This is a genomic window from Pseudobdellovibrionaceae bacterium (assembly GCA_023898385.1).
GTDB lineage: Bacteria > Bdellovibrionota > Bdellovibrionia > Bdellovibrionales > UBA1609.
In genome coordinates this window covers 2,432,818-2,455,742 of record CP060220.1, presented here as the reverse complement: position 1 = coordinate 2,455,742, position 22,925 = coordinate 2,432,818, and the positions used below count along the sequence as shown (strand labels likewise).

Below are 22,925 nucleotides of genomic sequence, written 5' to 3'. Positions count from 1 at the left end.
ATCTACCAAATAGAGTTAAAATAATTCGAAATATCGTTAAATAAAGCAAAAATCATTAAAAACAGTAAGAGCACGAGGCCCACTTGTTGAGCGATTTCCATCTTTCGCATACTCATAGGGGCGCCCCGCAGAGCCTCGATCGTGAAAAACAAAAGATGACCTCCGTCCAAAACAGGAACCGGTAATAGATTAAGTAAAAACAGGTTAATAGAAATCAACGCCATTGTTTGAATAAATCGGTCTATTCCCATTTCAAAAGATTGGCTAGCCACTCGGCCGATGGTGATAAAACCACCAATATTCTTAGATGAAACTTCGTTCTGAACAAGCTTTGCAATTCCGAGGGTAATTCTTTGTGTCCACTCCCAGGTTTTAACAAATCCCAGTTTAACAGAATCAACAAAACCGTATCGATTGATCGCTTTCGACGAAACCGTGTATTCTACAGAGCTCATGATCCCTAGGGTATAACGGCGCTCAAGTGCCCCTTGACGACCAGGGGCATCTGTCAGCTCTGGCGCGACGGACAAAGTCTTAATGCCCTCTCGGCGCTGAACCTTTAGTTCGATGGGGGGGTGAGATTCGTCGAATGAAGAAACCACTTTGACCAAGTCAGAAAAATCAGAGAGAAGTTTGCCATTGGCCATCACCAATCGGTCACCATGCTGAAGCCCAGCCGATTCAGCCGGCGAGCCGGATTTGGGCCGAAAAATCACTAGGGATGTGGTTTCAAACCCGAGCTGTTGGGATAATTGATCTGGGCTCATAGGTTCAAAATCTGGCACCACGATTTTACGTTTAGAGTGAGAATCCCCTTGGGTGATCTCTTGAGTTTCAATTTCTATGGGTCCCCGTGGTCCGCGAAGCCACCGCTCTAGTTGAGTATCGATATCTCGATAGGTCTTAACCTCAACTCCATTAATTGATGAAATCTGCTCCACTGGCATCATGCCTGCGCGGGCCGCCGGGCTTAGAGGGTCAAGAACGCTGACCCGACTGGATTGTGAGAGAACCGACAGCCCCTCTATGTCACCGACCTCAGAACGCAGGGCTAGCAATGAATTTGTAGGCGTTAGCACGGGAGTGGCCACCACTGTCACGGCTTCGTTCTTTCGATCAAGAACAAATGACAGCGGCTTGCCGGCACTGTCTGAAATTGTATCGCTCACTTGCACCCAGGTGGCCATAGTTTTGTCATTGATCTGCAGAATGTTATCGCCGGAGCGGAAGCCCGCAGTATATGCAGCTGTATTTGAATCGATGTCGCCAAGTTTGGTACCGGCGACCTGCTCGCCAATTAAACCGAGCGCAAAAAACAAAAAGATGGCAAAAAACAAATTCATTAAAGGCCCAGCTAAGACAATAGCTATTCGAGCCCCTACAGATTGATGCAAGAAAGAATAGGGTTTTTCGTTATCAGGAATTTCAACAGAGGGATCGTCACCAAACATTTTGACATAGCCACCAAGTGGCATAATTGAAATACAGTAATTGGTATCGCCCTTTTTGTACTGAAATATTTTTTTGCCAAAACCAAGGCTGAACACTTCAACGCGCACGCCATTCCATCGCGCCACAAGGAAATGTCCCAATTCATGTACAAAGATTAATAGCCCCAGCAAAATAAAAAAGGGGCCAATGGCTGAAAATCCTGACTGCAAAAATCCGACTAAAAAATCCATAAAAAAATGTTACCAAAAACGCGCTTAAGGGACCAGGTTTTAATCCGCATTTGCTATGTTAGACGTCCTATATCATATTTAAAAGGAGGTCAGAATAGACCATGGCCGCATAGATTGTAGGGGCGGCCAAAATGACTCCATCCAAGCGGTCCAGCACGCCGCCGTGGCCAGGCATAATTTTCCCTGAATCTTTCACATTGGCGATACGTTTAATCAACGAGATCAACAAGTCGCCGCTTTGCCCAAAAAATGCAGCCACAGCCGCCATTACCACAAGAAACCAAATCGCCAGATGGGGCAACACCATCTGGGCCAACAATACGCTGGCCACAATAGATCCTGCTACACCTGAAACGGACCCGGCCAGGGTTTTACCCGGAGACACTTCTGGCATGAGTTTGGTCTTCCCGAAAGCTTTGCCACCAAAATAGGCGGCAATGTCTCCCGCAAAAACGATTCCGAGCAAGAGGGCAAACCAGCGTTCTCCCTGAGGAGTGGCGAGTATTTTAACAGCCGCAGCGGCGAAAGTGCCGAAATAAACCAGTCCGAACAAGCCGATGGTTAAAAACCGCCACACCGATATGTTTTCCACACCCTTTCGGTCTATCCACATGGCACCGCTCAAATAAAGGCTGGCTGCAAAGCCCAAGATTAAAAAAGAACTGTGTTTTGCAACCACAACGCTGGCCGTAGCCGATGCACATAAAAGCACAAACCATACATTGTAGCCGCGTGGCAGTTTTAAAGGGGCAAGGGCAATCTGCGAATACTCATATATGCCAACAAGGACAATCATCCCAGCAAGTACAGTAAGGCCCAATCGACCGGCATAAAAGTAACTAGCAAGAATGAGTATGAGGGCGGCAAACGCAGAGATTATTCGTGTTTTCAAACCAGACATGGAGACAATTCTCTGCCTTCTTCGGAAGATTGAGAATCATTTTCTGTGATTTGTTGCGAGGTGCGTCCAAATCGTCGTTCACGGTGGCAGTAGTATTCTATAGCCGAATCAAGGTCTGTACTGTTGAAATCCGGCCAAAGTTTATCGCAGAGATAGATTTCGCTATAAGCAGCCTGCCACAAAAAGAAATTGGATATGCGACTTTCTCCGCTTGTTCGAATAATCAAATCAGGGTCGGGCAAGAATGAAGATTCTAGCGTTTGAGATATGAGGTCTTCAGTAATGTCCTCAGGTCGAAGGGAGCCTGAAGCCGAAAGCGCGGCCAGTTTTTCCACAGCTTTTCTGATTTCCTGACGTCCGCCGTAGCTAACAGCAAAAACCAAATTCATGCCCGTATTGTTTTTAGTCGCCTCTTGAACTCGGGCAATAGTTTCTTGCACAAAAGTGGGGAGGCAAGCAATTTGCCCGATACAACGAAAACGAATGTTGTCCTTTGCAAGAGCGTCGATTTCCCGGTTCAGCTGGCGCACCAGCAGCCGCATAAGAAAATTCACTTCATCATCTGGGCGAGACCAATTTTCGGTGCTGAACGTAAATAGGGTGAGATGGGGCACCCCAATTTTTGCCGCATGCTCGATGATTTTTTTAGCTACACGTGCACCGCGAATGTGACCAAACACACGATTATGGTGACGCCGACCAGCCCATCGGCCGTTGCCATCCATAATAATTGCAATGTGCTTTGGTTCAAGCAAGGCAAAGTCCTCAGTGATACGAACTAAAGGGTCATTAGATCTTTTTCTTTATCAACGCCAATTTGATCGACCTGTTTAATGTAATCATCAGTGAGCTTCTGAATCTCATCAGTACCCTTTTTCTGGTCGTCTTCGCTGATCTCTTTATCTTTTTGGGCTTTTTTAATAGCCTCGTTGGCATCTCGGCGAGCCATTCGGACGGCCACTCGGGCGTCCTCAACGATCTTTTTAATGGTCTTTACAAGATCTTTACGTCGCTCTTCCGTAAGGTCTGGAAGCTTCAGTCGAATCACTTTGCCATCATTTTGAGGAGTCATGCCCACATCACTGCGGATGATGGACCCTTCAATATCTTTTAAAAGATTTGTTTCCCATGGGGCGATCAAAAATGACTTAGCATCAGGGCAAGAGATGGACGCCACTTGGTTTAATGGCGTGGGGTTTCCGTAATAATCAACTCGTATGCTATCAAGCATAGAAACCTGAGCCCGCCCGGTTCGAACTTTTTTTAGCTCGCCAGACAACGCCGCCATGGCTTTTTCCATTCTGTCTTTCGTCGATGTTTTAATAGCGTCAATCATACCACTCCCTCTCCGGACTAATTGACCTTAGTGCCTATGGGTTCACCTTGAATCACGCGCGCGATATTGCCACGTACGTTCAAGTTAAATGTTAAAATAGGTAGCTTGTTGTCCATGCAAAGGCTAATCGCTGTTGAATCCATAACTTGAAGGCCTCTGTTGAGCACGTCGATATACGAAAGCTGTTCAAAGAATACGGCATCTTCGTATTTCGCAGGATCCTTGTCATAAATCCCATCGACCTTTGTGGCCTTCATAATAATGTCGGCATTGATCTCCATGGCTCGAAGGGCCGCAGCGGTATCAGTTGTGAAGTAAGGATTGCCTGTGCCGGCAGCAAAGATCACCACGCGACCCTTTTCAAGATGGCGAATGGCTTTTCTTCGAATATAGGGCTCCGAGATCTCAGCCATTTCAATGGCCGACTGAACACGAGTATCAAGCCCGTGTTTTTCGAAGATATCTTGTACAGCAAGTGCATTGATACATGTGGCAAGCATTCCCATATAGTCAGAGCTGGCGCGATCCATGCCCTTGGCGGAAGCCGCGACGCCTCGAAAAATATTGCCACCACCTATGACGATACCCAGTTGAACTCCCATGTCGTAAGCTTCTTTTACGTCAATGGCGATGTTGTCTAAAACCTCAGTGTCAATGCCCGAGCCACTTTTTCCGGCAAGGGCTTCTCCACTTAACTTGAGCAATACTCGTTCGTATATGGGCTTTTTCTTTGCCAACTTAATTATCCTTGAATCTGCTTAGCGACTTCTGCTGCGAAATCCTCTTGTTTCTTCTCAAGACCTTCACCCAATTCGTAGCGAACAAAGCGGCGGATGACGATGTTCTCGCCAATTTTAGCGATGGTTTCTTTTAAGAATTCACCCACGGTTTTGTCTGGGTTTTTAATGAATTTTTGATCGAGTAAGCAGATCTCCGCAGCCCACTTTTGAAGTTGGCCAGCTATAATCTTGTCCAAAAACTCAGCCTTTTTTCCTTCTTCTAAGGCGCGGGCCTTAAGGATGCGGGCTTCATTTTCTCGAGCAGATTCCGGAATTTCTTCAATGTGAACATATTGAGGAGCCATGGCCGCAATGTGTAGGGCGATGTCTTTAGTGAAGCTTTGAAATTCTTCGTTACGGGCCACAAAGTCGGTTTCGGAGTTAACTTCTAAAAGAACCCCAATTCGTCCCTCTCCGTGGATATAAGCGTGCACAAGACCTTCGGCAGTTATACGGCCAGATTTTTTGCCCGCCTTGGTGATCCCTTTAGTTCTTAACCATTCCACAGCTTTGTCGAAGTCACCGTTACTCTCTTCCAGTGCTTTTTTGCAGTCGAGCATTCCGGCACTTGTTTTTTCGCGAAGTTCTTTAACCATTGAGGCGCTGATAGTCATTGTCTTGCCCTTTCATTGATTCGTCAGCCAATTTCAGCGGCCCAATTGAGGGCCGCAAATTCATTGAATATTTTAACAGTCAGAAAAAAACTAAACCTTAGGCTTCAGTAGACTCTTCAGTAGTGTCTTCCGGAGTGGCGTCAGCATCGTCAGTTTTAGACTCTAGTTCCATTGCGATTTCCACTTCTTCAGCAGTACCGGCGGCAACTAGTTTACGGCCCTTAGAAACTTTCACAACGGCAGGTCCACCATCTGCAGACGCCTTCGCAGTGACTTTCTCTTCAGCGGATTTGGCTTTTTCTGAGGCGGCTTGTTCTTGGGCTCGTCGGTCAGATTCGGCTTTTTGGAGCTCTCTATACTGGTCGGCACCCTCAAGGTAGGATTCAGCCATTAAGTTAGCAAAAAGCTTAATAGAGCGAATAGCATCGTCATTACCAGGAATAGGGTAATCTACGGTTTCTGGATCGACGTTGGTGTCAGCGATAGCCACAACGGGAATACCCAAACGGCGAGCTTCAGCTACGGCAATGTGTTCTTTATTGATATCAACAACAAAAAGACAAGCCGGGTTATCTTTCATGTCACGAATGCCATCAAGGTAAGAGCTAAGACGTTCGTAGTCTTTTTCGATACGAGCGCGTTCTTTCTTAGAGAAAAATTCCAACTCACCTTTTTCACGCATTTGATCAATCTTTTTTAATCGAGAAACGCTTGATTGGATGGTTTGAAAGTTAGTGAGCATTCCGCCAAGCCATCTCTTGGTGACGTAATACTGACCACACTTGCTGGCGGCTTCTTGGATAGGATCAGTGGCTTGTTTTTTGGTTCCAACAAAGATCATTCGACCGCCGCGCGCGGCAATGGTTTTTACAAAGTCGGCGGCTTGCTGAGCACGGCCTACTGACTTTTGTAGATCGATGATGTGAATGCCCCCGCGAGCCGTATAAACATAGGGCTTCATTTTGGGATTCCAGCGTTGTGTTTGATGTCCAAAGTGCACGCCCGCATCGAGCATGTCTTTCATGGTAATGGTCGCCATATTGTACCTCTCTGGTTAGACCGCCCCAACCACATCAATAGACCCTTATTGGGCACCAGGAGAGTGTGGAGGGTGTGTAATTAATGGGCGTACCCTTAACACGAAGCCTCAGGGTGTGCAAGTGGCACATCCTGAGCCGGAGCGGCCACTTCGGACTGGGCCCCGATGGCCTTTAGAAACGAAATGGCGCTATTTAGTCGGCCACTGAGTCCGGGTTGCGTGTCCACCAAGTGACTGATGGCGTAGAGGTTCTCAAAATCAGCCAACTGGCCGGGATTTTTGAAGTTCACATCCAAATGGCCGTGGCTGTGCGGGTGGACCGTAATTTTTTCCCAGTTGAGGTGGTCCAAGGCTTCGCCATAGGCCCGTTTGATTTGCCGTTTCATGTGCCGAATGACGCCACCGACATATTCGTCGTCTTCAGTTAGATCTGAAGCGCAAAGAGTCATCCACTGGGACTTCTGTAGGCCATCGGATGTGGGATCAAAAAAGCGACCCACAATGGGTTCGGCATCGTCTTTGGTGCCCATTAGAAAATGAAAGGCCCGATTCTCTGATTGGGGAATGCTGTGAACATACTCCAGGGTGATTGCTGTCCACGCTCGAGCTTTGGCTAATTTTTGCCGGCCTTTAAAATTATGATCCATTGGAATGAGTTCAGATAAATCTTTTGGTGACTGTGTGAACACAAAATTTTTGGCAGACACGGTTGTGGCACCGTTTACAACGAGATTTTCAATAGATTTACCTTTCGCAGTTATCGCAGTGACCTCAGCAGGACTCATTCGATCACCGGCGTAGGCCGCATTAATGGTCTCCCACCAAGACTGAGGGGAGTCAGAAGTGACAAGGCACTGACTGTTGTTAAAATAACTGATTTCATCAGAGGTCTGAAATTTCCGACCGCCAAAGCCGAGGAAGGCCTTAAATTGGCCACCATCAAACGTCACCGGTGAAAGTTCGACGGTCCGAGGAGCCTGACCGACGTTGAATTGTTCGCTCAACCATTGCACCAATTCAAAATTTTCAGGCGATGCACTTAGAAAATCCAATTCCGCCTTTAATTCTTCAGAACCGCTAGTGGCGCCGGTGTAGATGTTGCCACTTTCTAATACTAATACTTCAAAGCCAGCGCGGTTTAATGATGAGGCCAACAAAATGCCGCAAAATCCTGATCCAACAATTACATAGTCATAAGTTTTATTTTTTGCCATGGCCCTACGATCGCTCAAAATAGACAAAATTATCAAGACAATTTTTTAAGCAGAAAAACCAGAAATTGCAGCCCGCGCCGAGCCATTCGGCGCAAACCGGGTCTGTGGGCTAATTTTTGCGCCACTGATGGCGAAAATCGATAATAATAAAAAGTAAAGCGTCGGCCCCATGGATGTTGTTTTAAAACCCGATCCCTAAATTGTCTCAAATAAATCACCTCTGGAGCATGGGGATAGCCAAAGACGGCCGTCGCCACAAAACATCGTGGCCGGTTTTTTCGACTTTGTTTTAAAAATAACTTAACAATATCTGGATGCTTTGCCGAGCGAGAAAAGATTTCGGCTTTTCTGACCACATCTGGATAAATGGGGCTATAGGGAGCAAATAGAGCCAGCTTTCGTGCAGCGTCTTCCATTCTTGAAGAGTACGCGGGGCTCGTGTCGTAAATACGCAGTAAGTCCAAATACACGGATGTCACAACGGTGAGTTCTTTTGAGCGATCCGATTTACCAAAAACATCGGGGTTGAGCTTGCCTTTTTGTAACTCATGGGTGATCTCTAGAACGCGAAGGTATTTTTCATAGGTGATTGCTGCATCTGAAAAGGCTTTTACCTCCATCAACTGTCGAGCTCTTCTGACCAGACCCACGCGACTTTTCCACATCATTTGCCGATTTTTTGCTTTGGCTTGTTCTTCCATGCGTAGGGCGACGCCCTTAGAAACCATGCTTGAGAGGCTTTTGTAGCAATTATGACAAACTTCGGCAGGCACTTCACCAGTTTGTCCTTCTGAAGTTGTCTGTAATGCCAAACGCATGCCCGCATCAATATGTAGGATATCACTGGTGGCCATGCCACAGCGGGGACACTTGATCTTTTGTTGAGCCGGTCCAGCCATATAAACAGTATTCCGTAAAAGTCTAAAATTTATTAGACCACAATTTAGGCGTGTTCATCAATCCAGCCTTTAGCCTTACTGGGCGATCCAAATTTAAAGCATATTTAGTGGGTCTATATCCACTTGGATCTTGACGCCGGTTCCAGCCCACTTTGTAGTGGCCACAAGCTGCCGGCAGTACTGGTTAATTACGTGGGCATTGGGCCCTTTTAAAAGAAGTAAATATCGAAATTTACCCCTGAGCTTGGCTATTGGCGAGGGGGTGGGGCCGAGCACCGAAACATCGTCATATTCGGGCATGATTTCTTTAAGGTGCATGGCTCGCCTCTGCAAAGTGTCAGAAGCTCTTTCTACCCGGTCGTGATGCATGCCTTGAATTCGCAAAGAGGCCAGCCGACCAAATGGGGGGTAGTGCAGCTCTTGGCGCAATTGGAGTTCGTGTTCGGCAAAACCTTCGTAATCATTTTGTTGGGTAAAAGTGATACTCACGTGTTCAGGATTATAGGTTTGTATGACCACTTGTCCGATTTTTTCTCCGTGCCTTCCGGAGCGTCCTGCGACTTGTGTGAGCAGCTGAAAACTTCTTTCTGAGGTACGAAAATCAGGAAGATTAAAGCCCACATCGGCCATCACCATACCGACAAGGCGGAGAAACGGAAAATCCAGTCCTTTTGCAATCATCTGAGTGCCGATTAGAAACTGAATTTGACCGGTTTCCATTCGCAAAATGAGATCTTCTAAATCTTCACGATTTTGAATCTCGTCTCGATCGGCCCGCGCAACCACGGCATCGGGAAAGAGTTTTTGAATATCCGACTCCACAAGCTCAGTGCCTAGGCCGAGGGGAGTCACATCACCTTCATGACATTGCGGGCAAACGTCACCCAAACGGTCCGTGTAGTTGCAGTAGTGACAAACCAAGTCCCGCTTGCCGTGCAAGGTCAGGCTAATGGCACAATTTGGGCACTCATAAACATATCCACAGCTTGAGCATTGAGTGGTCTGAGCTACGCCACGCCGATTAAGAAAAAGCGCCGTTTGTTCGCCTTGCTCATAGGTGTGTTTCATTTTTTCAAAGAGCTCTTCACTGAGCCAAAACGGAAGGTCACTTTCTTTAATCGTCGTATTTTCGTTTTTTTCTCGCTTCTGATCTCGACGCTTTTGTCGCATATCTACCACAGTAATCTCGGGCATTTTTCGTTCAGAAACTCTATTTTTCATCTGGTGGAGTTTATATTTTCCAAGTTGAGCATTGTGCCACGATTCAAGGCTTGGCGTTGCAGACCCCAATACAATGGGGCAGTCGTGTATTTTAGCAAGCATCACGGCAGCATCGCGGGCGTGGTATTTGAGCTTTTCTTCTTGTTTAAAGCTGGGTTCGTGCTCTTCATCGATGACAATCAACCCCAGGTTGTCGAGGGGGCAAAACATGGCCGAGCGAGCCCCCACTAATATTTTTTTATTGCCTTCAACAACTTCCCACCATTGGTTGGTCTTTTCACGGCTGGTTAAATGCGAATGAATGACTGCAACCTGATCTGGAAACCTCGCCGAGAATCGAGCAATCAATTGGGGTGTCAATGAAATTTCAGGCACCAACACCAAGGCCTGCTGGCCTTGTTGAAGTACGTCTTCAATCAAGTGTAAATATACCTCAGTCTTACCTGAGCCAGTGACTCCGTGGAGAAGGTGCACATTAAAACCCTGTTCGGAAGAAATATTCTGATAGCAAGATTTTTGTCCCTCCGTAAGATCAGGTGGTGATGAAGTCTCTACTTGTGGCACCACGGGCGATTTTTTTGAGGCCCTCTCTTTTTCTAGACGTTTAAGCGGTGGAAAGGCCGAGTTAATCACCTGGCCAATCGGGTGGAGATAATATTTTGAAAGCCACTGAGCCCATCTAATAAACCGATCAGGAAGGGCCGGGCGCGAAGGGTCGGTGGTTTCAATGGGCTTGAGTTCGTACTCACCCGAGGGTTTTGAAAATCCCAAGACCACCGCTTTCACTTTTCTTGAGCCCAGAGGCACAATAACAGACGTACCTCTAGCGCAAGGGGGGTTGTCTCGATTTTTGTAAGTGAGGGGCTCCATCAACGGTGCATCCACTGCGACTTCTATGCCCTCATTTGATGGAGTAAATGGAGTGTCCAACGATAGCCTCAGTGATCAACGAAATCTGTTATAAAAATCTTGAACCAACGTGTCCTCTGGCCACTGAGCGGCCAGCTGCGAGCGGTTCTTGCTGTCGTCGAGAATTCTGGGGTTAAGTTCACCCTTGGCCGTTTTCGAGTAACCCAAAGGCTTTACATCAGTGACCCGAATACGGGCTTGGTGACCTGGCCAGGACATTTCTCTAATACTGGGAAGCCAAAAATCGTTGGTATGACGAACATAATTTGACGCTGTCACTTCAAGTTGCGAGGGCAGTCGTAGTTTCGTTACCACAAATTTATCTTGTTCGATCCAAAGGCCTGGCAAATTTTCTGTCGCGTTGGCTGGAGTGGGTGTGCCGATTCCATAGGCCACTGTTCCGCCTACGCGAGCCAGACGAACAAAGTCCTGTGGGTCGTGCTTAATCTCTTCAATGCTTCGCAGGCGACCGGGGCGCTCAAGGGCCGAGGCTGGGATCATGTTGTGGGCTTTCATGATGGGTTTAATATTTTTAGAAAAGCGAAACTGAAAATAGGGTTCATGCCAATCACTGGAGGGACGAACCGCCTTCTTTTGCCCCGATTTATCAACAAAGTACCGAGCCGTGCCGTCATAAATAAACGTAAGCTGGATGGCACCAGCCAACTTGCCTCGACCGGTCACATCAAGGCGCATGGAGTTTTCGCTTTCTACGGTCCATGTTTCGTGTAGGGTCAGCGGCTCGGCTTCGCCAAGCAAAATGACATCTTGATTGATGCGGTAAATCCCACGACCATGATTTTCAGCCGTTCGAGACATGATATGCCAGAACTTAGGTACATAGGCATAGGTCGCTACAGGAACAAAAAACAACATCCAAATAATTCCGCCAATCAATGATTTCACAATTCGGCTCCTAAAGTTGAGAACAAAGCGATTTTAAATAATTTCGAACAGGTTCAGCCAAATCATCTCGAGTTAAAGCTAACTCGAGATTGGCTTGCAGGTAACCGAGCTTATCGCCGGCATCAAAACGTTGAGCGTGAAAAAGTGTTGCCAGCAGTCCTTGCTTTTTCGCAAGCTCGGTCATGCCGTCAGTGAGTTGAATTTCGCCGTTTTTACCGGGCCGAGTGTTTTTCAAGTAGTCAAAAATCTCTTTGGTAAAAACATAGCGACCCGGTAAGGCCAAACGGCTTGGTGCATCAGCAACAGTCGGTTTTTCAACCACTGATAAAACCTTGTGCCGATGATCAGATATTTGTTCGCACTCAATGATCCCGTATTTATGAACCTGGTCGGCAGCCACTTCCATAACTGCCACTACAGATTGCTGAGTCTCTTCATAAACATCGGTGAGTTGTTGGGTGCACTCTGGGTGCCCTTCTTTTCGAATCATCAGCTCGTCACCCAGCAATACAGCAAAGGGTTCGTCACCAATGACCGGTCGGCCTGTATACACGGCATGTCCCAAACCCAGTGCTTGTTTCTGGCGAATGCTAACAATGTTTGCCATATTTTTGATGCTCGCAATAGTCTCAAGCAGGTCGGTCTTACCTGCTTTTTCCAAGGTATCTTCAAGTTCATAAGAACGATCAAAAAAATCTTCGATGGCTGTTTTGCCGCGACCAGCGACGATCACAATGTCTTCAATCCCAGATCGGACGGCTTCTTCGACGATATACAAAAGTATCGGACGATCCACGATAGGAAGCATTTCTTTAGGAACAGTCTTAGTTGCGGGTAAAAAACGGGTGCCCAAACCGGCCGCAGGAATAAGGGCTTTTTTCACTTTTTTCATAACCACAAAAGATCATACAGGTTGAGCTACGTCTAGTCACGACAGTGGGAATAGTGGGGTTTGATGCTCAGCGTGTCGAAGTGCCGGGACGGAGGCGGGCCTGGTGCGCGGGCGGACTCAAACACCCGCTTCGCGGAACTCGCCGGCCACACACCAGGCCCGCCTCCGCCCCAGCACTTCGACACGCTGAGTATCAAAGTTCTTTCACTTTTCAAAAAAATATCAGCGGGTCGTCAAGTTAATGCTGTATGGGCACGAAGGGTACAAGTGGCTTAGGAATGATCTTAATGTTTCTCCGATTACATGAGGCAATGACCTCATGATCTTGGAAAGCGTTAGTTACCAAGAAGGATAAATCTGAAATTCCAAAAGCTTCGATTACGTCCAGGCCCGTCACCTCTGTATTTGCGATATGATAATCAACTAAAAACAATGCATTTTTGGGAAATCCCTGCGCTAGAAATCTTCTAAAGTCGTCTAGTCTATTAAAATTTAATAGAGTCCATTCCTCATTAGGTCCAACCAAGTCTTTTAATCGGGAGTTCCAGGCGTCGTGAACCGACGGGTCATCGTCAAAAACTACCAGAGAAGAGAAGCCCTTTAGGTCAATACTAGTGCCCATCCAAGTTGGCTTTTTAGCGCAGGGCAATTTTATCGATACTTTGGCCCCCGAATTCACATTATTGGAAAATGATATTGAACCACCATGTGAGTTTACGATTCTACAAGCATTATAGACACCCAGGCCGGAACCAGACTCCGTCGGGTCGCCGCCCTTACCCCACGATATTTCTCTTTTGCCCAACAAATCCAAGATTTCTTCTGAAAAACCTAGTCCGTTATCAAAAACACAGACCTCAAGTTGTGATGAACTTGAGGGCTTCAGCTCTACCCAGACCCTTCCTTCATCATGACCTTTCTTTTTCACAGATTCGAGCGCGTTATTTATTAGATTAGACATCAAACTTTTAAATTCAGACTCACCAACTGTGGCAACTAGAAAATATGCGTCGTTAGAGATGTTAAGCGAAATAAGGCTACTATTATTTGTCCCAATCTCCATTTGCTTTTCCCTGAAAATATCCATCAACAAGCAAGATACAATGTGGGGTGCATAGGGTGCGGCCCCCTTAACAGCTTCTTTGTTTGGTTTTTTATGTTGCCTCAAAAGGTCAGTGGCTATTTCATGGATTCTTTTATTTGCTGATTTAATCAGATTTCGGCGTTCTTCAGGGATTGCGTCAATATCTTTCAGTCCGATTTCTAGAGCCATCAAAGGCGATCGGATGTCATGGGCGACCTTCTTGGCCAATTCATACAACAATTGGGCTTTTTGTGAATCTAACAGTTTTATCTGTGAGCGTTCTAGCGATTCTGTCATTTTGTCAAAATTCTCGGCAAGGTCCGACACTTCATCATTGCCCTTCATCTCTAGCCTTAACCCCAGGTTGCCCGAATCAAGAATCTCTTTAACTTTGCTGTTTATAACATTTATATTTTCAACTAGCTTCATTGAAAGTTGTCTTGAAAAAATCAGGCTGAGCAAAAAGCTCAAGCCCAAAAGAGAGCCAAAAATAACGTTGAGATTTTTCATCGAAGCATTCATTTCCGACTTGTCGATTTTCGCCCGCAGAATGTAATAATATTCCCCGTCTCGAGTTAAACCGGATTTTTTACACTGACAGCAGTAGGGTTGACTTGAGTCGACCCTTGTAAAAAACAAGAAGTGGTTGTTATCTTCAATAGGGCTATCAAAGCGGAAGTTCGCAGGACTCTCGATGGATTTTTGATATTCTCGCCCTTCCTTGCCAAAAAAACCAAGATTGGTACCATTGGGAGAGTAGAGGCCAAGCTCCAATACATTACTGTCTTTAGACAAAGCTCGGGTCATAGTCTCGCCTATGAAGTCAGCCTTTACGGCAACTTCGATTAGGCGCGATCGATCCTGGTTTGGGATAATTAGAAATTTATACGGATTTGGCTCTGGAATTGGTGGAATAATGGGAACGCGCTGAAAGCTATCAGTACCAGCCAATAATCCTCTGTACCCGTCACAAAAAGAAAACAGATTAGGGATCAGCGCAGGATCTTCATTTGTGGATCGGATAAACTGCCCCTGACGATCTATGATGAACAGGTGGGTGATGTTTAAGTCGTAGGTCAGAGACTTAAGGGCTTCCGTGGAAAGTATGCCGTTGTCAGAGTCAACGATCTTAACGACTTTCGCGGCATTCATCATTAAAATATCTGTTGTTCTCTCAAGTTGTTTCAGGGTATCGCCAAGGACATTGGTGAGGACACTGTATCGGCTTACGAATCTAGTTTTTGTCCAATGTAAGGAATAATAGTATAGTACCCCGACAATCCCAGTGGTAATGACGACTGTTGTGACAAAAATTGAAAGAAATATCTTCTTTGAAAAATTACACCGAACCATTTTTATTTTATTTAATAAACCGTTGAATGACATCTGGAATAAAATCAAATCTCTCGCGAGCAGCATCGGCTTCGATTAGTTCCATGTCTTTAAATTCAAATCCTGGTGAGACGGTGGTGCCCATGAGTGCGTATCTTCCCGAATCATATTTTAGCCGGGTTGCCTGCCAAACCCCAGCAGGGACAATCACTTGAGGGGTTTCGCCAAGCTCGATTTGATTACCCAAGGTTTTAATCTCATGGTGTCCGTCGGGATAAATCAAAATCATTTCGGCAGGGTCTCCAGAATAAAAATGAAATATTTCATCTTGGGGTAATCTATGTAGGGAAGAGAAACTATCTGGGGTGACCAAATAGTAAATAGCAGTGCTAACATTTCTCGTCTCTTGAGGCCCGCCGGAGGTAAGGGGCGTGTCAACAGAAAGACTGCTCCGATATGTTTCCCGAAAATAACCACCTTCGCCCGGTAATGGCTGTAACTTAAGTTGTTCAATGATGGTTTCAGAATCATTTTTCATCTTTCTCTCCTTAAAAGCTGCAAGTACAGATTTGCATTTACTAAATAAATTTTTCGACTGGCCGGCAAAAGTTTGCATTGAAAAACCAACAAGGAAAAACAAAATCGATATTTGAGCAAAGGTCGAGGATAGGTTATTGATCTTCACGATAAAGCCGTCCTTCAGGTGCGGGAGATAAGAATTACATGGTTGTAAACTTAGGCGGGCGTTTTCCGCCAGCACAAGTGATAAAAAGCGTTCCTCAGGAGAATCAGGCAAATATTGTGCCAGGACTGGAGCTAAAGGGTACCTTTGGGCGAAGTGTCCCCACAACGAATCAAAGTCAAACCCCCATAATCTTAAAGCAAATTTTAACTGATAGACCGTGTTCCCGTCTTTTATGTCGTCAAAAACTACCATCCACTCGACTTGGATATACAACTTCGACGGTCCACTTTGAATCGACATACGGGATGATCGGGCCATCGTTTCGCACGATCTTTAGGCGGCGGCCATCTTCGAGGAGTATCCATTGGCCGTGCAGAGATTGGTTGATGTTTTCGGCCCAATGTCTTCGGAGCCCGGTTGTTACTGTGCGAAAGAGGCGCTTTGGAAAAACGGTGACGTCTTCTGAGAAGACCAAAAATCTTTCTAAAAAATCGTTTTCGTGATCGGGTAGAGCGTCGCGTTCAACCACGACAATTTGAACCCCCGATTTTTCAAGGGTGGCCAAAAATATTTTATGGGGTTTTATGTCTGAAACAGAGAAATGCTCAAAGCGAATGTGAAAGGCCGACCGCAACTCAGACTCAAACTCAGTCATCAAGGTTCTAAAGGCAAGTGATTCAGATAGCTCACTTTGACACTTAAGGGCTTGAAAACGAGATTCAATGTATGAATCTCTAGCTAAAGCCGAGTCACTAAAAGAAAAGCAAAACAAAATAAAGATTGCGAACACAATTACACTTCGAAACAATTCCCCGCCCCCAAAATGTCGCTCATTGCATCCCGCGATTTTGTGAATAGGTCAAGGCTCTCTATTCATAAATCCACAGAAAACAGATAATCAATTCTATTCGTAATTTCAGGCAGGCTCATGCGTCGGATCTCGACTAAGGGAAACAAGGTTACGGAGATGGCAACAATCTCGCAACATTTACCCCCGCCTAATGGCCAGCCGCAGAGAAAAGTCGGCGAATTTTCAAGATTTCCGACAAAATGCCTCAAAATAAACCAAAATCTGCCGATAGGTCTAGGGACGACCTACGGGGGAGAATATGCACAGGGATTTCCTTTGGCGAAATAACCAGGGCCGGGTGCGGCCATTTACAGCCAGTTTTTTACTGGTGGTGTTTAGCGTGCTTGTTTTGGTTTTTCAAAACTGTGATCCGCAGCTGGTTCAAGATGGAAATTCATTTGGCAAGAACATTAAGTTTGCGTTCAATTCCACGGTTGATCATCTTGCCTATATGTCCTGCGATGGACTCTCTCAAAATAAGCTAGATAAATATTATACTTTTCGAGTCAAGGCCGTGGGTAATAACTCAGGCGTACAGCTAAAGCCTCAGTTTTTTGAAGATGCTAAGTTTTATAGTGAAGATGAAATTCCAGATCTTTTAGCGGCGAGCCCCGCCAATGATGGTGCCGAATTGCAATTGGCCGTGCGCAGTGTTTACGATATGCAAGAATTAAAAGCCACAAGTCTAACTGACGGTGAAGACATCGACAACCTCATCGCACCACTCACGAAAAGCCCTGTCATTGAAACTCTTTTGGATGGAGCTTTTCACAGAGAGTTTACCGGCTTTAACGATGCCGGAGGCGCCAGGTCCGTCGACGGCAGATTGAGCTTTATAAAAAGTCACGCCGATGTAACAGACCTCCGAGCGGCCCTAGATGATTCCACAAGCAATGCTCAATATCTATTAGCTCTCACGTACAAAGATGCCACATTGGGCAAAGCCGCGGCCAAACAACCCGAGTCTGAAGAGGGGGAGTCCAATGCAGGCCTTGCTTATGGAACGGGTTACAAAGTGCGGTTTTCTTCAAGCTATGGATCAAATCGGCGCATGCATTATGTACGAGAGATCAATCTTGAAAATGGACAAAGTGCCTCGACGAGCTGGCAATGTAAGCAATATTTAATGGTTCGTTCGAATGACACGGGCAACTTTAGTGAAGGCGAAGACGACGGCGATGTGGCCGCTCGCAATATGTTGCCCAGTGGATTTCAGATTGGCGAGTACGAAGTGAACAGTTCTATGGTCGAAGCAGTAAAGGCGCCGCAAGATGGAAACAGCTGTTACGGTGGGCTGTTAGATACAATCGCTGTGAATTACACCAACTCTTGTAATGAGCAAAGCAACTGTCCCCATTATTTTAGCGTCTGCTGGCGGCAGTAAACTATCCTCGCCCTGTGGTTTTCCTAATTTCAGCCAAAAACTTTTCAATAGTTGGTTTTTTCGAATAGGGAAAGGGCTTTGTGTATTTTAATGGATCAACAAATTGGCCCCGTTTTTTCACCGCAAAATGCAAATGAGGCTTTGTGCAGTAACCCGTGCAGCCAATAAAACCCAAAAGCTCACCGGCTCGTACAAATTTGCCTCTGTAGATGTTTTCAGAAATATAGCTCATGTGATTGTAGTAGCTTTCAAGGCCATTGCCGTGATCCACCACGACAAATCGTCCTGCGGCCCGGTTTCTGCCAAAGCGTAAAACCTGACCCTCTTGCGCGGCCAACACGTCTTCACCCTCAGGCAGCTCAAAGTCTACGCCCATGTGAGGCTTCTTTCGGTGCTTAATCGGGTGGAAACGGCGAGATTGAAATACCGATGAGATGCGCACATAGTTTACCGGGGCATAGAGGGGGCGTTGCTCATTTGTTGATAAAGATATGGATGGATCGGCAAAGGCGCCGCCTTGGGCAAAAGGAACAAAATACCGTTTAACGACTTTTCCGTTCACTTCCAGTTCGGCATAAGTGATTTCACCGTATTTTACAAAATGCTCGCCATCATATTTTTCTTCCACAGTGAGGGCAAAGTGAGCCCCTCGCTGCAAACTTTTAGGATTATGGTGAAACATAAATGCATCCATAAATCGATAGGCGACGAGCTTGTCAGGGACTTGCTCAGAGATGCTTGAAATCAGTGAGCCACGCACGCGACCTTCTTTTGAGATAATTTTCGTGTTAAAAACCTGCATTTCCAGAGATGAACCGGCTAAATTTTTTGGTTCTTTCCAAAACAAGTAGGCTTGATCTTGCTGCCGATCATAAACTTTTATCTCAGTGCGTTTAGATTTTGGCCAAGTGGTGACGCGATACTTATCGCCGGGCGCTAGCGGATAGTTTCGAGGCAGAATATTTTGCTGAAGAACGGTCCGAACTTGTTGTTCATTGAAGTTTTGGTTTTTAAGAATCGAATATAGCGTCTGCCCTGGCTTTACGGTATACATTCGGTCATTGGTTGGCGAGGATATTTTTGCAAAAGCAGTGAAGGGGCCTACAATCATGAAGAACAAAAGCGAGAGGGTGGCGACAATAATACGTGGCATAATAGGCATCCTACCTAGGTTAATTGCGGCAATCGCGGTGATGTTATGCCTTGAGCTTACACCGAATTTGGCTTTCGCCCAATATTTTAAGTCGGCCGTGTACTTTGGAATGGGTGGTGCCAGTGTGGCCGGTACGGAAGACGCTGTGGCCATGTTTTCAAATCCAGCAAGTCTTCCCCATGCAGAGTTATTTGAAAGTGGTTTATTTTATGCCGATCAAAAAAATGCCGAGGGTCTGGGGCGCAGTTATTACGGCCTAAGTCTTGTAGATAACAGCGAAGAGGTTGCACTGCCGGGTGGGCTCGGTGTGTTTAAGGGGCGCAGTTATCGCCCTGGGCTTCCAGTGCTTGATGAGACCTATGTGCATGTGGCAGCAGGCGGGTTTTTTTATCCCCATTGGTCCGTGGGATTAGGTGTTATTTATTTAAACCAAGCATCAGAAGATGGGGCCGAAAAATACGAACAATGGAATGGGACATTCGGAATACTATTTAACCCTCATCCCGATTTCGGTGTGGGGCTAGCCTATGCTCATTTTGTGAAGCCCTCCGATCAAGTGGAGATCTCGGCCCGCCTTCGACCAAAGGCCGCCCTTGGCGCCCATTATTTATTTTCTAAATATTTTCAGCTCGCCGGTGATATTAACTATTTCCCTGAGGCCAATTCTGATGATCCATGGGGCTACTCTCTGGGAATGGACTCAAGGGCAGGGAAATACATGGTTTTTCGCACTGGTTTTGAGCGGGATCCGAGCTTGGATCAAAGCCGATGGGCCCTCGGGGTGGGTTTTTCAGGGCCCCGCCTAAAAATCGACTACGCCTACTCCCGGCCCACTGAGGGAGATAATAGTGCGCTGCACCACGTTGACTTGCGATTGCCCTTTTGGTAGTTCATGGTGCTTTTCGTTAGGAGAAACTAGCCATGGCATCACCCACAAAGAAAACTCGTTTGGTGCGGGAAAAGAAAGAACACAAGCGCGGCAGAGTACGCAAAGCCGAAAACAACAACAAGGGCACAACTAAAAGTTGGTCTGCACTTTTTGGCGAAAGCGAAAAGTAGTTTAACTAGTCTTGTTGTTTCTTTTTGGTATCGGCCGAAGCCGTTCGCAGGCGAGCAGGAATCACTTGCTCACTTCCCTTTAAAGAAAAGTTCACGTTGTGAACCGTGTGACCTTGCTGTCCAGGGTAAAACCGCCATCGTGCGATAGACTGGGCCGCTTCTTGATCTAATCTACGATCGCCGGAGCTATTTAAAACCTTAAGATTGGTCACAGATCCATTGGGCGTGACGTAGTACAAAAGCTTTACTTGGCCTTCTTTTCTCTCAAGCCGCGCTTGCATGGGATAGCTTGGGGGCTTGTTACCAGGAATGGGATTTAAATCTCGAACATCACGCGTTCCCGAGGGCAATCCATAGGCCTGCTGAGAAGAGGCACTTCCATTTTTACCTAAGCCCCATCCTTTGCCGCTTCGTTGAGCCAGTGGACTTGTTCGCGGAGCTACGGCCTGTCGTTGCTCTAGAGGGCTGGTTCTTGGCGGGAGCGCTTGGCGGGCCACGGCTTTTGGTTTTGGAGCAGGAAGGGGTTGAGCTTTTACAGGCGTAGGGGCTACGGCTTTTTCTGCAACAGGAATTACTGTCTCGGGTTTTTCGCCCAAATCCGTGATGTCTTCGAACTTTTCTGATTCATCGGCGAGGATTTCGTTTTCAAGTTCTTTCATGTCGGCCACTTGTTGGTCGTCTTCGTCGCTCGTTGTGCCTGTGCTCTTTTCTTGGGTTTCTTCGTCAACGACGACCTTTTCAATATCGGCATCAGAGTTTTCAGAAACCAAACTCTCATCCACCGTGGCCACCGCTTCGGGGAGGGCTTTTTCAGTTTCAACGATGGGCTCTTCTTTGACTGTTTTTTGTGGAAGCACTTTTGCTATTTTTGGCTTTTCTTGTTTTTTTACAGGGGTCGACACCTTTGTCGATTTAATTTTTGGCGGAGGCAAGGTCACGGGCGACGAGTCAGCGACGGCTTGAGTGTTGGCCACAGGCTCCGGTAGTGATTCGGCTTTAACTACTTCTGTTGTTGATGGGGCGTCACTTTTTTGATCACCACCCACAATACCCACATCGACAGTTTCAATCTGTTCTCCAAGGGGAGCTGAAAATTCAATAAATTCACCTTCAATGTTACCCAGGGGTTGGGCCACAGGTTTTGTGTCTTGCTTGTGATAAGCAATCACCCCAATAGCGGTGCCTACGTGGGCCACCACAGAAAAGACCAAAGCCATCAGTCGTCTCGTGCTTAATTGTCGATGATTTCTCCCCATATTAACTCCCTAGAAAAAAGTGGGCTTCCTAGGGATTTACCTGTTCAAGATTCGTTCCGAATAATGGGCGAAATTGGGCCTTTTGGGCGCTCAACCTTTGAAAATTATTCCTAACTGTCTAGCTATTGTGGTGGCCCAACAACAACCGCGTCGCAAAATTTACATTTTGGCCACGGCTACAGGGACAGCTTCCCCTACCGGAGATGCTGAAATCGAGAGTCCGTCATCTCCCGCAGGAGCGTCTCCTCTTTTGCGCTTAAACCGGGAATTTCAAAGAGCAGATGTTGATGTTTTTTTACCTTCTCGAGCAATTGATCGAGAAAATGGTGGATGGCCTTTTCTTTGAGCCCAAAGCGCAAACCAAAATCGACGAAATGCTGCCGCTTTAAGTTGTCATCTCTGCCATCAAGTTTTATGGCCATCTTGCGATCCTTGTATAAATAGGTGCAGATCAAATCATAAGCCGGAGTGAGCTGAATGCGACCCGTGTCCGGATTGGTCTGCAGGCTAATATTCTTAGCGTGCAAGTCGCCATTTCCAATTAAATATGAAAAGACATAAAGCTGAATTGCTTTTGACGTTTCAATTGCCGGTGCGGTAGCGAGTTCATGTAACCCCGTGCAAATTTCTTGAAAGCTCAAGCGATACTTGTCCGCGGGATAACGATCTAAAAACTGGCAAGCATCTTCTTGATGAACCTTCTGTATGATATTGTTCTCCGCGACAACGCGGTCAAACCTTTCTATTAATAGGCCGCCGTTGCCGTTTTTGTCGTAAACAATCTTTGCGCTATTGACCTCGATGCCGCACTTTTTTGCCAGCCGGAGGCACTGATACTCATTAAAAATCAAATTAGGCTTGTCTTTAGGATTGAGCTTTAGAATATAAGATTTATTCTCTTTGGCTGCGCGTACGGGAAAGCTAATCATCGACGCAGAGAGTTTTTCCTGTACACCGGCAATCGCTTCATCACCTGTTTCATAAAGTCCTGCCTTGATATTTTGTTGGAAGAACTCATAGAAATCGATCTGACTTACCTTTGGAATTTCAACCGCATTTCGGTTTTTGATCCCTGAAGCCACAGTGTAGACATCACCTATGACTCTGGTTCCCGATGCCGCCAGAAGGGTAAAGAGATCGTCTTCTGAAGTTTTTAACTCGCTGACCAGAGCCTTAAACCGAAGCCCCTCAGGTAGCAGGCCTGCAAAAAATGGCGGCAGGTTTACTCCATGGTGTGTATAGGGCCGCTCCTGTTTTTTGATCTTATAGGTTAGGGTTTGGTATTTAGGATTCTTGAAGAAACTAGGGTCGAAAGTTAACTCACAGCCCCGTTGAGTTCGACGCAGAATTCCCGCAAACAACTCTCCACGAAAAATCTTGAGCTCCACGACGTCTTTTAGTTCCGTCACTCGCTGACCCCCGCCTTTCCATAGCGAAGGTGAAGCTCAAGCCCGAGGGTCTTTAACACCAACAAGACTTTGTCCATGCGCACCGTGATCTTTCCAGACTCAAGCTGACTTAAAAAATTCAAACTCACCCCTGCCAGGTGGGCTAACTCGGTTTGGGAAAGATTTTGCGACTTTCTCTCCTCACGGACCCTGCCAGCCAAGGTCCGAAATGCTTGCTCCTGTGCCTTCATAAATATTCCTATGATCATGTGAATTTACCTCTTCAAGCTACCTGATTTGCCACTAGACATCAACTTTTTCCTATTTTCGTGCGAAAAATAC

The 22,925-nt window shown here is 46.4% G+C and carries 22 protein-coding genes; 3 read left to right on the top strand and 19 right to left on the bottom strand.

The annotated features are described in order from the left end of the window. Nucleotides 1-2: 2 nt before the first annotated feature. From rseP to H6626_11095, 15 genes are all read right to left on the bottom strand, one after another. A complete protein-coding gene (gene rseP / locus H6626_11165; protein USN46760.1) occupies nt 3-1,682 on the bottom strand; it encodes an RIP metalloprotease RseP in 1,680 nt (559 codons plus the stop codon). A 67-nt stretch (nt 1,683-1,749) separates the two neighbouring features. After that, nucleotides 1,750-2,583 carry a phosphatidate cytidylyltransferase gene (locus H6626_11160; protein USN46759.1) on the bottom strand — a complete coding sequence of 278 codons (834 nt, stop codon included), beginning with the start codon at nt 2,581-2,583 and terminating at the stop codon, nt 1,750-1,752. Then, complete coding sequence (uppS, locus tag H6626_11155) at nt 2,571-3,308, bottom strand: di-trans,poly-cis-decaprenylcistransferase (GenBank protein ID USN49011.1); 738 nt, start codon at nt 3,306-3,308, stop codon at nt 2,571-2,573. Before uppS ends, H6626_11160 begins: the two co-directional genes overlap by 13 nt. 53 nt (nt 3,309-3,361) lie before the next feature. Continuing rightward, entirely contained in the window at nt 3,362-3,919 is a 558-nt protein-coding gene (gene frr / locus H6626_11150; GenBank protein USN46758.1) for a ribosome recycling factor, read from the bottom strand. Nucleotides 3,920-3,936: 17 nt separating this feature from the next. Next, nucleotides 3,937-4,656 carry a UMP kinase gene (locus H6626_11145; GenBank protein ID USN46757.1) on the bottom strand — a complete coding sequence of 240 codons (720 nt, stop codon included), beginning with the start codon at nt 4,654-4,656 and terminating at the stop codon, nt 3,937-3,939. A gap of 5 nt (nt 4,657-4,661) precedes the next feature. Then, nucleotides 4,662-5,312, bottom strand: coding sequence for a translation elongation factor Ts (gene tsf, locus H6626_11140; protein ID USN46756.1), 651 nt, complete (start codon nt 5,310-5,312; stop codon nt 4,662-4,664). A 97-nt stretch (nt 5,313-5,409) separates the two neighbouring features. Next, on the bottom strand, nt 5,410-6,351 hold the full coding sequence (gene rpsB / locus H6626_11135; protein USN46755.1) for a 30S ribosomal protein S2: 942 nt from the start codon (nt 6,349-6,351) through the stop codon (nt 5,410-5,412). 95 nt (nt 6,352-6,446) lie between these two features. After that, the gene (locus H6626_11130; GenBank protein USN46754.1) at nt 6,447-7,565 is read right to left on the bottom strand and encodes an NAD(P)-binding protein; all 1,119 of its coding nucleotides are present in this window, start codon (nt 7,563-7,565) and stop codon (nt 6,447-6,449) included. A gap of 32 nt (nt 7,566-7,597) precedes the next feature. Beyond that, nucleotides 7,598-8,464: a hypothetical protein gene (locus H6626_11125; GenBank protein ID USN46753.1), complete on the bottom strand. Its 867-nt coding sequence runs from the start codon at nt 8,462-8,464 to the stop codon at nt 7,598-7,600. Nucleotides 8,465-8,557: 93 nt separating this feature from the next. Next, complete coding sequence (gene priA, locus H6626_11120) at nt 8,558-10,555, bottom strand: primosomal protein N' (protein USN49010.1); 1,998 nt, start codon at nt 10,553-10,555, stop codon at nt 8,558-8,560. A 75-nt stretch (nt 10,556-10,630) separates the two neighbouring features. Then, nucleotides 10,631-11,500 carry a hypothetical protein gene (locus tag H6626_11115; protein ID USN46752.1) on the bottom strand — a complete coding sequence of 290 codons (870 nt, stop codon included), beginning with the start codon at nt 11,498-11,500 and terminating at the stop codon, nt 10,631-10,633. A gap of 10 nt (nt 11,501-11,510) precedes the next feature. Continuing rightward, nucleotides 11,511-12,392 (bottom strand): UTP--glucose-1-phosphate uridylyltransferase GalU, encoded by an 882-nt coding sequence (gene galU / locus H6626_11110; protein ID USN46751.1) that lies wholly within the window; start codon nt 12,390-12,392, stop codon nt 11,511-11,513. Between the two features lie 238 nt (nt 12,393-12,630). Beyond that, the gene (locus H6626_11105) at nt 12,631-14,829 is read right to left on the bottom strand and encodes a HAMP domain-containing histidine kinase (protein USN46750.1); all 2,199 of its coding nucleotides are present in this window, start codon (nt 14,827-14,829) and stop codon (nt 12,631-12,633) included. 7 nt (nt 14,830-14,836) lie between these two features. Next, nucleotides 14,837-15,745 (bottom strand): cupin domain-containing protein, encoded by a 909-nt coding sequence (locus H6626_11100; GenBank protein USN46749.1) that lies wholly within the window; start codon nt 15,743-15,745, stop codon nt 14,837-14,839. Then, nucleotides 15,732-16,301 (bottom strand): hypothetical protein, encoded by a 570-nt coding sequence (locus H6626_11095; protein ID USN46748.1) that lies wholly within the window; start codon nt 16,299-16,301, stop codon nt 15,732-15,734. Before H6626_11095 ends, H6626_11100 begins: the two co-directional genes overlap by 14 nt. A gap of 301 nt (nt 16,302-16,602) precedes the next feature. On the opposite strand from H6626_11095, the gene H6626_11090 reads away from it, so the two are divergent. Next, nucleotides 16,603-17,727 carry a hypothetical protein gene (locus tag H6626_11090; GenBank protein ID USN46747.1) on the top strand — a complete coding sequence of 375 codons (1,125 nt, stop codon included), beginning with the start codon at nt 16,603-16,605 and terminating at the stop codon, nt 17,725-17,727. Between the two features lies 1 nt (nt 17,728). On the opposite strand, the gene H6626_11085 is transcribed toward H6626_11090, so the two are convergent. After that, on the bottom strand, nt 17,729-18,880 hold the full coding sequence (locus tag H6626_11085; GenBank protein ID USN46746.1) for a peptidoglycan DD-metalloendopeptidase family protein: 1,152 nt from the start codon (nt 18,878-18,880) through the stop codon (nt 17,729-17,731). A 37-nt stretch (nt 18,881-18,917) separates the two neighbouring features. Between H6626_11085 and H6626_11080 the strand changes: the two genes are divergently transcribed. Both H6626_11080 and H6626_11075 read left to right on the top strand, forming a co-directional pair. Continuing rightward, nucleotides 18,918-19,769 carry a hypothetical protein gene (locus tag H6626_11080; GenBank protein USN46745.1) on the top strand — a complete coding sequence of 284 codons (852 nt, stop codon included), beginning with the start codon at nt 18,918-18,920 and terminating at the stop codon, nt 19,767-19,769. Nucleotides 19,770-19,801: 32 nt separating this feature from the next. After that, the gene (locus H6626_11075; GenBank protein ID USN46744.1) at nt 19,802-19,939 is read left to right on the top strand and encodes a hypothetical protein; all 138 of its coding nucleotides are present in this window, start codon (nt 19,802-19,804) and stop codon (nt 19,937-19,939) included. Nucleotides 19,940-19,944: 5 nt separating this feature from the next. Here H6626_11075 and H6626_11070 read toward each other — a convergent pair whose 3' ends face one another. The 3 genes from H6626_11070 to H6626_11060 all read right to left on the bottom strand — a co-directional run bounded on the left by H6626_11070 (nt 19,945) and on the right by H6626_11060 (nt 22,834). Further along, on the bottom strand, nt 19,945-21,195 hold the full coding sequence (locus tag H6626_11070) for a TonB family protein (GenBank protein USN46743.1): 1,251 nt from the start codon (nt 21,193-21,195) through the stop codon (nt 19,945-19,947). A 194-nt stretch (nt 21,196-21,389) separates the two neighbouring features. Next, on the bottom strand, nt 21,390-22,604 hold the full coding sequence (locus H6626_11065; protein USN46742.1) for a HipA domain-containing protein: 1,215 nt from the start codon (nt 22,602-22,604) through the stop codon (nt 21,390-21,392). Beyond that, the gene (locus H6626_11060) at nt 22,601-22,834 is read right to left on the bottom strand and encodes a helix-turn-helix transcriptional regulator (GenBank protein ID USN49009.1); all 234 of its coding nucleotides are present in this window, start codon (nt 22,832-22,834) and stop codon (nt 22,601-22,603) included. Before H6626_11060 ends, H6626_11065 begins: the two co-directional genes overlap by 4 nt. Nucleotides 22,835-22,925 lie beyond the last annotated feature (91 nt).

Bases quoted from the DNA above. Each gene is read 5' to 3' on its own strand.
- rseP (USN46760.1), bottom strand. From the start codon at position 1,682: ATGGATTTTTTAGTCGGATTTTTGCAGTCAGGATTTTCAGCCATTGGC.
- H6626_11160 (USN46759.1), bottom strand. From the start codon at position 2,583: ATGTCTGGTTTGAAAACACGAATAATCTCTGCGTTTGCCGCCCTCATA.
- uppS (USN49011.1), bottom strand. From the start codon at position 3,308: ATGGATGGCAACGGCCGATGGGCTGGTCGGCGTCACCATAATCGTGTG.
- frr (USN46758.1), bottom strand. From the start codon at position 3,919: ATGATTGACGCTATTAAAACATCGACGAAAGACAGAATGGAAAAAGCC.
- tsf (USN46756.1), bottom strand. From the start codon at position 5,312: ATGACTATCAGCGCCTCAATGGTTAAAGAACTTCGCGAAAAAACAAGT.
- rpsB (USN46755.1), bottom strand. From the start codon at position 6,351: ATGGCGACCATTACCATGAAAGACATGCTCGATGCGGGCGTGCACTTT.
- H6626_11130 (USN46754.1), bottom strand. From the start codon at position 7,565: ATGGCAAAAAATAAAACTTATGACTATGTAATTGTTGGATCAGGATTT.
- H6626_11125 (USN46753.1), bottom strand. From the start codon at position 8,464: ATGGCTGGACCGGCTCAACAAAAGATCAAGTGTCCCCGCTGTGGCATG.
- priA (USN49010.1), bottom strand. From the start codon at position 10,555: ATGGAGCCCCTCACTTACAAAAATCGAGACAACCCCCCTTGCGCTAGA.
- galU (USN46751.1), bottom strand. From the start codon at position 12,392: ATGAAAAAAGTGAAAAAAGCCCTTATTCCTGCGGCCGGTTTGGGCACC.
- H6626_11105 (USN46750.1), bottom strand. From the start codon at position 14,829: ATGGTTCGGTGTAATTTTTCAAAGAAGATATTTCTTTCAATTTTTGTC.
- H6626_11100 (USN46749.1), bottom strand. From the start codon at position 15,745: ATGGTAGTTTTTGACGACATAAAAGACGGGAACACGGTCTATCAGTTA.
- H6626_11090 (USN46747.1), top strand. From the start codon at position 16,603: ATGCACAGGGATTTCCTTTGGCGAAATAACCAGGGCCGGGTGCGGCCA.
- H6626_11085 (USN46746.1), bottom strand. From the start codon at position 18,880: ATGCCACGTATTATTGTCGCCACCCTCTCGCTTTTGTTCTTCATGATT.
- H6626_11075 (USN46744.1), top strand. From the start codon at position 19,802: ATGGCATCACCCACAAAGAAAACTCGTTTGGTGCGGGAAAAGAAAGAA.
- H6626_11070 (USN46743.1), bottom strand. From the start codon at position 21,195: ATGGGGAGAAATCATCGACAATTAAGCACGAGACGACTGATGGCTTTG.
- H6626_11060 (USN49009.1), bottom strand. From the start codon at position 22,834: ATGAAGGCACAGGAGCAAGCATTTCGGACCTTGGCTGGCAGGGTCCGT.